We start from the raw sequence: 8538 nt of genomic DNA on the forward strand, positions 1-8538 counted from the left end.
TAGTCACAGCCTTCGCTCGGGCACGGACAACAAGCAGTTGTTGTCCTAAGCCTTCAGCTTGCCCTCACTCACTTTCTCACTATCTAACTTTCTAACTACTAAACTACCCAACTACTCAACCACCCAACCATTTTACCCAAATTTAAGTAGTTATTAACTAATTTTAAAGTAAAATAAATAAATTTTCTATATACAAAAATAAGGTTTAAAAATAGTTTAAACCACTAAAAACCAAAGGGGTTAATAGATGGATATATTAACAAGTTATAAAGACAATTGTGGATTTGGTTTATTAGCCGATATCTATAATAGACCAAGCCATAAAAATGTAATAGATGCCGTTAAATCTTTAGAGAGAATGATGCACAGAGGCGCAATTGCCGCAGACGGAAAAAGCGGTGATGGGAGTGGGCTGCTTTTTTCTCTGCCAAGAAAGTTTTTAGAAAAAAAAGCCGGTGAAGCAGGAGTTGCGCTTCCGGAAAACTATGCCGTTGCGATGGTGTTTTATAAAGATGAAAAAAATATCTCTTTATTTGAAGAGATTTGCGAAAAAAACGATTTAAAAGTTTTACTAATCAGAGAGGTTCCGGTCGATAAGTCAGCTCTAGGTGAACTTGCTTTAAAAACCCTTCCAAAAATTGTTCAAATCTATGTAGCACCAGACTCTTTAATGGCAGTTAAAAGATTTGAAGCTCTTTTATATCTTACAAGAAGAGAGATTGAGCTTTTGTTAAAAGATGATAAAGATTTTTATATTCCCACTTTTTCAAACAAGGTTATCGCATATAAAGGCCTTGTTATGCCGACATATATAAAAAAGTTTTATCCCGATTTAAACGATGAGGATTTTGAAGCAAGTTTTGCTCTTTTTCATCAAAGATTTTCCACAAATACACTTCCTGAATGGAGACTTGCACAACCTTTTAGAGCAATAGCTCATAATGGAGAGATAAACTCCATTACCGCAAATAGATTTAATGTATTGGCAAAATGTGAAGCAGTCAAAAGCGAAGTGTTTAGTGACGAAGAGCTTCAAAAGATACTTCCGGTATTGGAAGAGGGAGCAAGCGATAGTAAAAGTTTAGATAACTTTTTTGAGTTTTTATTAATAAACGGTATGGATTTTTTTAAAGCGGCACGTGCCATAATACCCGCTCCTTGGCAAAACGCTCCCCACATGGACGCAAATCTTAGAGCTTTTTACGAATATACGAGCACCTGTTTTGAAGCATGGGACGGACCGGCCGCGGTTAGTATGACCGATGGAAGATATATTGGTTGTGTTTTAGATAGAAACGGACTAAGACCGGCAAAATATATAATAACCAAAGATAACAGATTGATTATCGCAAGTGAATATGGGATCCTTCAGATTCCAGAAGAAAATATCGTAGAAAGAGGAAGACTTCAAAGCGGGGAGATGATAGCCCTTGATTTAAAATATGGGAAAATATTAAAAAATGAAGATATAAACGAATATTTAAAAAGTTCAAATCCATACGCCAAATGGTTAAACGAAAATATGGTTTATCTTCAAGAGCATGTTGAAAATCCTTTTGGAAATCTTGAAGATTATAAAATTGAAGATATTGTTCATAAACAAAGATTTTACAATATTACTCATGAAGTAATAGAACAGGTTATCGAGCCTATGATCAAAGACGGAAAAGAGGCCGTGGGCTCAATGGGCGATGATACGCCGTTAGCCGCTTTTAGTAAATTTCAAAGAAGTTTTACCGACTTTTTCAAACAAAAATTTGCTCAAGTTACAAATCCTCCTATCGACCCGATCAGAGAAAAGATAGTTATGAGTTTAAATACCGGTTTTGGGGAGATTCATAATATCTTAGATGAAGATCCAAATCACGCATGCAGGCTAAAATCGGTATCTCCGATATTAACAAAAGATAAATTGGACGTATTGCTATCTTACGGAGATGAAAAACATCCAAGATATAAAGAAAACTATAAAGCAAAAACTTTTTCAACAGCTTTTGATAAAAATCTAAAAGAGTCTTTACAAAAACTTTCAGATACCGTAATAAAAGCGGTTAAAGAAGAGGGCGTTAGAATAGTAATATTTGACGATAGAGAACTCAGCCAATACAAAAAAAGTATGCCTATGGCTATGGTTATAGGCAAAGTAAATCAAGATCTTTTAAAAAACAAAATAAGACATTTGGTTTCGATGATAGCGATATCTGGAGAAGTTTATGACTCGCATTCTGCCGCGGTTATGATAGGTTACGGAGCTGCTGCGGTGTATCCTTATCTTCTTTTTGCTACGGTTTACGAAAATTTGAAAAAGAAAAAAGATTTGAGCGCCTATGAGATAAGAAACGAGTTCAAAAACGTATATAAAGCATTAAACGGCGGACTTTTAAAAATAATGTCAAAAATGGGAATTTCAACAATCGCTTCATATAGAAACAGCGCGCTTTTTGATGTTATAGGGCTTCATAAAGATATAGTAGAGGAGTGTTTTAAAGGATCTTACTGCCATTTAAGCGGTCTTACTTATGAAGATTTGGAAGAGAGACTAAACGAGTATCATAAAAAAGCTTACGAGATAGATCTAACAAGAAGGATTTTTCCTCTTGAACTTGGAGGATTTTATAAATATATAGATAAGACCGAATATCACGATTTTGCTCCAAATACAGTCAATCAAATACATATCGCCTCAATAACCGGTAAAAAAGAGGATTTTAAAAAGTTAAAAGAGATGGTTGACGGACGCGGTTTTAAAATGATAAGAGACTTTTTGGAGTTTAAAAGCGATAGAAAGCCTATAGATATCAGTGAAGTTGAACCTGTTGAAAATATTTTTAAAAGATTTGCCAGTGCGGCTATGAGTCTTGGGTCTATCTCTCCAGAAGCTCACGAATGTATAGCCGAGGCTATGAATAAGATAGGTGGCCAAAGTAACTCCGGTGAAGGCGGAGAAGACGCAAAAAGGTTTGGAACTATCAAAAATTCCAAAATTAAGCAGATAGCATCAGGTAGATTTGGCGTTACTCCTGCATATTTAAGAAGTGCCGAAGAGATACAGATAAAAATAGCTCAAGGGGCAAAACCTGGAGAAGGTGGTCAGCTTCCTGGACACAAAGTAACAGAACTTATTGCAAAACTCAGACATACAATTCCAGGAGTTACACTCATCTCTCCTCCGCCTCACCATGATATCTACTCTATTGAGGATTTAGCTCAACTTATATTTGATCTAAAGCAGGTAAATCCTGACGCCCAAATAGCGGTAAAACTGGTATCAACCGCGGGTGTTGGCACCATCGCAACGGGAGTTGCTAAAGCTTATGCCGATAAAATAATAATTTCCGGCGGAGAAGGTGGGACAGGAGCTGCTCCTATTAGTTCTATCAAATTTGCCGGAAATCCGTGGGAGTTAGGACTATCTGAAGCTCATAACGCTCTTAAAGCCAACCATCTTAGAAGCTTTGTTCATCTACAAACCGATGGTGGTTTAAAAACTGGCCTTGATATAGTGAAAGCCGCACTATTGGGGGCTGAAAGTTACGCTTTTGGAACGGGAGTTTTAACTATACTTGGATGTAAGATTTTAAGAGTTTGCCATCTAAATAGATGTACCGTGGGTATCGCTACCCAAAAAGAGTTTTTAAGAGAGCATTATGTAGGAACTGTTGATAGATTGATAAACTATTTTACTCTTTTAGCGCAAGATGTTAGAGAGATCTTGGCTTCTTTGGGATATAAGAGCCTTGAAGAGATTATCGGTAGAAGCGATCTTTTAAAAGTTGTAGGTACGGAGTTTGCTAAAAAATTTGATTTTAGTTCCGTTTTACAAAGACTTGATGGAGTAGATACATGTCAGGTCAAATCAAACGAGCCTTTTGATAAAAATGAATTTGAAAAAGAGGTTTTAAAAGAGATATATCCCGCTATAGAAAATCCCGATATTACCGTTACGGTTAGAAAAAAGATAGAAAATATCAATAGAAGTTTTGGAGCAAGGATAAGCGGAGAGATCGCAAAATATTACGGAGATAGCGGTTTAAAAGAACATGCCATAAATATAGAGCTTGAAGGGGTTGCAGGACAAAGTCTTGGAGCCTTTTTAATAAACGGCGTAAATATCTATTTAAAAGGTGCGGCGAACGATTATGTCGGAAAAGGAATGCATGGAGGAAAGATTGTAATAACCGGTAAAAATCATGGAGATAAGTTCTCACTTGCGGGAAATACCTGCCTCTATGGAGCAACGGGAGGCAAACTTTTTGTCGCAGGAAGCGTGGGAGAGAGATTTGCCGTTAGAAATTCCGGTGCCTTAGCGGTAGTTGAAGGAACCGGCGATCACGCCTGTGAATATATGACCGGTGGAATTGTAGTGGTTCTTGGCAAAACCGGTATAAATTTTGGTGCGGGAATGACCGGAGGTCTTGCTTTTGTTTACGATCAAGAGCACGACTTTGCTGAAAAGATAAACCAAGAGTTGATCGAAGCAAGAAGGATAGATACCGATGAGTATGATGAAGCAAGACACTATCTAAAAAGACTTCTTAAAATCTATTATAATGAGACAAAAAGCGAAAAAGCAAGATCGATATTAGAAAATTTTAGAATGGAGTTAAGAAATTTTTGGATGGTACGACCAAAAGAGTTGACTAAAGTACCTCTAAACCTTGAGGAAGGGGAATAATATGCAAAGTTTTATATTCACTGAAAGAACGGATCCAAAAAAAAGAGCGATAAACGAAAGAATAAAAGATTTTAGCGAAATTTACGAGATATATACGCCAAACGAAGCAAGTCTTCAGAGTGAAAGGTGTGTTCAGTGCGGTGATCCATATTGTCACAATAGATGTCCGCTTCACAACTACATCCCCCACTGGCTAAAAGCGGTAGCCGAAGGGGATCTAGAACTTGCTTTTAAACTATCAAACGACTCTTCTCCTTTTCCGGAAGTTATGGGAAGAATATGTCCTCATGATAGACTTTGTGAAGGACACTGCACATTAAACGAAGGATATGGAGCGGTAACTATAGGGCCCGTTGAGACATATATCAGCGAAGAGGGTTTTAAAAAGGGATTAAGACCTGAATTTCCGGGGATAATAACCGATAAAAAGGTTGCAATCATAGGATCTGGCCCAGCTGGATTATCCTGTGCTACATTTTTATTAAGAGCCGGAATAGAGCCACACGTATATGAAAAAGAGGATCGTCCTGGAGGACTTTTAACTTACGGAATTCCTGGGTTTAAACTTGATAAAAGAGTGATTCAAAGAAGAGTTGATTGGATGGTGGAAGCTGGAATGAAACTCTTTTTAAATAAAGAGGTTGGAAAAGATGTAACTTTTGATTATCTTCTTGAAAATTATGACGCGGTTTTTATAGGAATCGGTGCTAAAAAATCGAGAATGCCAAATATCCCTGGCGAAAATGCAAAAGGCGCGATGCCCGCTATGAAATTTTTAGTAAATATTCAAAGAAAACTTTTTGGCGATAGCTATGATACCAATATAAACGTAAAAGATAAAAGAGTTGTTATAATCGGCGGTGGGGATACCGCAATGGATTGTGTTAGAACTTCTATCAGAGAAGGGGCAAAAAAGGTAATTTGTGCATATAGAAGAGACGTAAAAAGTATGCCCGGAAGCAAAAAAGAGTATCAAAACGCCGTTGAAGAGGGTGGCGAGTTTATGTTTAACGTAGCGCCAAAAGAGGTTTTAACAAACGAAAACAACGAAGTTATAGGAGTAAAACTTATAAAAACCCTTCAAAGCGGAAAAAAACTTGAAGAGATAAAAGGTAGTGAGTTTAGACTCGATGCGGATGTAGTGATATTTGCCCTGGGATTTTCAAATACTCCTCTTGAGTTTTTGTCAAAAAACGGGATTGAGACTGACGATTGGGGGGCTATAATAGTAGATGAAAATTATGAAACTACAAAACCTGGGGTATATGCAGGAGGGGATTGTTACAGAGGAGCCGATCTTGTGGTGACCGCCGCTTATGATGGGAGAGAAGCGGCCAAATCTATAATCAAAAAGTTATTAGAGTAGATATGGAGATTTTGCAAGAGATTTTAAAAGCTTCAAAAAAGATATATTCTCTTATCCATAAAAGAATGGATGAGAGATATTTTGAAATAGTAAAAATCGGCGCTGGAGGAGATAAAAGCACAAAGATAGATCTAATATCTGAAGAGATTTATATAAAGCATTTAAAAAAATTTGGACAAATAATTTCCGAAGAGAGCGGTATAATAGGAGAAGGAGATATTAAAATAGTTCTTGATCCAATAGACGGAAGCGACAATTTGATATCCGGTTTTCCATACTATGGAACTTCCATAGCAATTCAAAAAGATCAAAAAACCGCTCTTTCATTTATAGCAAATTTCGCAAACGGTGATATTTTTATCAAAAGTGAGAACTTTTATAAAAAGGGCTCTTTTTTAATAGATGATTTTGGTTTTTTTGATGTTAAAACTTTAAAAAGTAGTGGAAGGGTAGGGCTTTTTGAAAAAGCCTACGCAAATCCCAAGATCGTAAAAAGATTGAAACTTGCCTCTATAAAATTTAGAAGCCCCGGAGCAGTTGCTTTGTCATTGTCGTATGCCCATTATGTTAGATTTGTGCTTTTTATCGGTGAAATTAGGGAGTATGATATAGCTGCCGGTATTCATCAATGCGAAGATCTAAATTTATATTATAATGATAAATATATTTTGGTTAGCAAAGATGACAATCTTTTTGAAAAGATTAAAAACGATATTTTAAAGGATCTAAAGTGAAATTTAGCTTTTTTGAAAAGATTAGAAGAAGCCAACCTTCAAAAGAGGAAAAACCCAGTCACTGGATAAAGTGCCCAAGTTGTAACGCTTTGATGTATTATAAAGAGGTGGTAAATAGAAACTATGTCTGCCCAAAATGCGGTTACCATTTTAGGATTGGAGCCCAAGATAGGATAAAGATACTTTGCGATGAGGGTAGTTTTGTAGAGGTAGACGCCAATTTGGCTCCACTGGATCCTTTAAAATTTGTGGATAAAAAAAGTTACAAAAAAAGAATCGAAGAGAATTACAAAAAAACCGGCAGATATAGTTCGGCAATTAGTGGAACGTGTAAAATAGAAGGAGTTGAGAGCGAACTTGTAGTGTTTGATTTTAATTTTATGGGTGGAAGTTTGGGATCTGTAGAAGGTGAAAAGATAGTTAGAGCCGTAAATAGAGCCATTGAAAAAAGAAACCCTTTAGTCATAGTTAGCGCAAGCGGCGGAGCAAGGATGCAAGAGAGCACCTTTAGTCTTATGCAGATGAGCAAAACAAGTGCTGCTTTGGCAAAACTTGATGATGAGAAACTTCCATTTATTTCCGTATTGACCGATCCTACTATGGGAGGAGTAAGTGCGTCTTTTGCGATGCTTGGAGATATTATTATAGCTGAGCCCGGAGCTTTGATAGGTTTTGCCGGACAAAGAGTTATCAAACAGACTATCGGAGCAGATCTGCCAGAAGGTTTTCAAAGAAGCGAGTTTTTGCTTGAGCATGGACTAATAGATATGATTGTAAATAGAAACGATTTGAAAAAGACTATCGCAGATCTTTTGGTTCAATTTTTGCCTCATAAAAAAAGTGAGAAATATGAGTAAAATATACGCTTTATGTGATAAGTATTTATTGGACTTTTACAGATTTGAAATAGATGATTTTGTAAAAATGGCAAAGTTTTATAATGCGGTATTTATTCAATATAGAGATAAAAAAAGTAGTTTTGAAGAAAAAAAGGAAAATATTAAAAGATTGAAAAGATTAAGCGATATCCCAATTATCGTAAATGATTATTTAGATCTTGTTCAATTTGCCGATGGGCTTCATATAGGGCAGGAGGATATTTTAAATATTATTGAGAGTTTTGGCTTTAATAGCAAATATGAAGCTGTAAATGGACTCAGAAAAATTATAGGCAAAAAGATTTTAGGATTATCAACTCACAATGAAGAGGAGATAAAAGAGGCAAATATATTGGATCTAACATACATAGGGCTTGGAGCTTTTAGAAACACCTCAACAAAAGATATAAAAAATATTGTTGGAGAAAAAATAGTTAAATTATCAAAATTATCAAAACATCCCGTTGCAGCAATAGGCGGAGTTAGAGTTTATGACAATTTAGATACAGATTTTAAAGTCATAGGTTCAGATCTTTTTAGAAAATGGCTTACATTTAGTTGAGAAAAATGAGTAAAATAGATATATATTCTATCTCAAAAAAAGATGAAAAGTGTTATGAAGAGTTAAGTAAAGATTTTATTAAATGACTAAAAAATATGCAGATATAAATATTTACAATATTTTTAACAAAAAAATAAATCAAGCTCAAAGTAAAGATGAAAATAGTGCAAAAAAAAGTTATACACAAGCTCTTTTACCCTATCTTAATAACTCTTTTTCTATCGCTTTGACTCCCGGTGGAGCTGAGTTTGATAGTTTTGAATTTGCCAAAATTTTAAAAGAAAATCCAAAAATATCTTTTTTTATTGGCGGGGCTTTTGGAT

Annotated in this window: 6 protein-coding genes; all 6 read left to right on the forward strand. The window is 35.7% G+C overall.

Annotated elements, in window-relative coordinates; all coding sequences use genetic code 11:
- The first annotated feature begins 247 nt into the window (after positions 1 to 247).
- Positions 248 to 4675, forward strand: a complete 4428-nt coding sequence (gene gltB, locus AC30RD_RS04125; protein ID WP_489492994.1) for a glutamate synthase large subunit — start codon at positions 248 to 250, stop codon at positions 4673 to 4675.
- 1 nt (position 4676) lies between these two features.
- The gene (locus AC30RD_RS04130) at positions 4677 to 6041 is read left to right on the forward strand and encodes a glutamate synthase subunit beta (protein ID WP_489492995.1); all 1365 of its coding nucleotides are present in this window, start codon (positions 4677 to 4679) and stop codon (positions 6039 to 6041) included.
- 2 nt (positions 6042 to 6043) lie between these two features.
- On the forward strand, positions 6044 to 6775 hold the full coding sequence (locus AC30RD_RS04135; protein WP_489492996.1) for an inositol monophosphatase family protein: 732 nt from the start codon (positions 6044 to 6046) through the stop codon (positions 6773 to 6775).
- Positions 6772 to 7632, forward strand: a complete 861-nt coding sequence (accD, locus tag AC30RD_RS04140; protein ID WP_489492998.1) for an acetyl-CoA carboxylase, carboxyltransferase subunit beta — start codon at positions 6772 to 6774, stop codon at positions 7630 to 7632. The genes AC30RD_RS04135 and accD overlap by 4 nt, the downstream gene beginning before the upstream one ends.
- Positions 7625 to 8215, forward strand: a complete 591-nt coding sequence (locus tag AC30RD_RS04145; RefSeq protein ID WP_489493000.1) for a thiamine phosphate synthase — start codon at positions 7625 to 7627, stop codon at positions 8213 to 8215. Before accD ends, AC30RD_RS04145 begins: the two co-directional genes overlap by 8 nt.
- A gap of 82 nt (positions 8216 to 8297) precedes the next feature.
- Positions 8298 to 8538: 23S rRNA (pseudouridine(1915)-N(3))-methyltransferase RlmH (locus AC30RD_RS04150; protein ID WP_489493001.1), on the forward strand; the 241-nt coding region annotated here is incomplete at its 3' end.

The sequence above is a fragment of the Nitrosophilus sp. genome (genome assembly GCF_982775275.1).

Excerpts from the sequence above, each read along its gene's own strand:
- AC30RD_RS04145 (WP_489493000.1), top strand. The coding sequence starts at position 7,625 with ATGAGTAAAATATACGCTTTATGTGATAAGTATTTATTGGACTTTTAC.
- AC30RD_RS04135 (WP_489492996.1), top strand. The coding sequence starts at position 6,044 with ATGGAGATTTTGCAAGAGATTTTAAAAGCTTCAAAAAAGATATATTCT.
- AC30RD_RS04130 (WP_489492995.1), top strand. The coding sequence starts at position 4,677 with ATGCAAAGTTTTATATTCACTGAAAGAACGGATCCAAAAAAAAGAGCG.
- gltB (WP_489492994.1), top strand. The coding sequence starts at position 248 with ATGGATATATTAACAAGTTATAAAGACAATTGTGGATTTGGTTTATTA.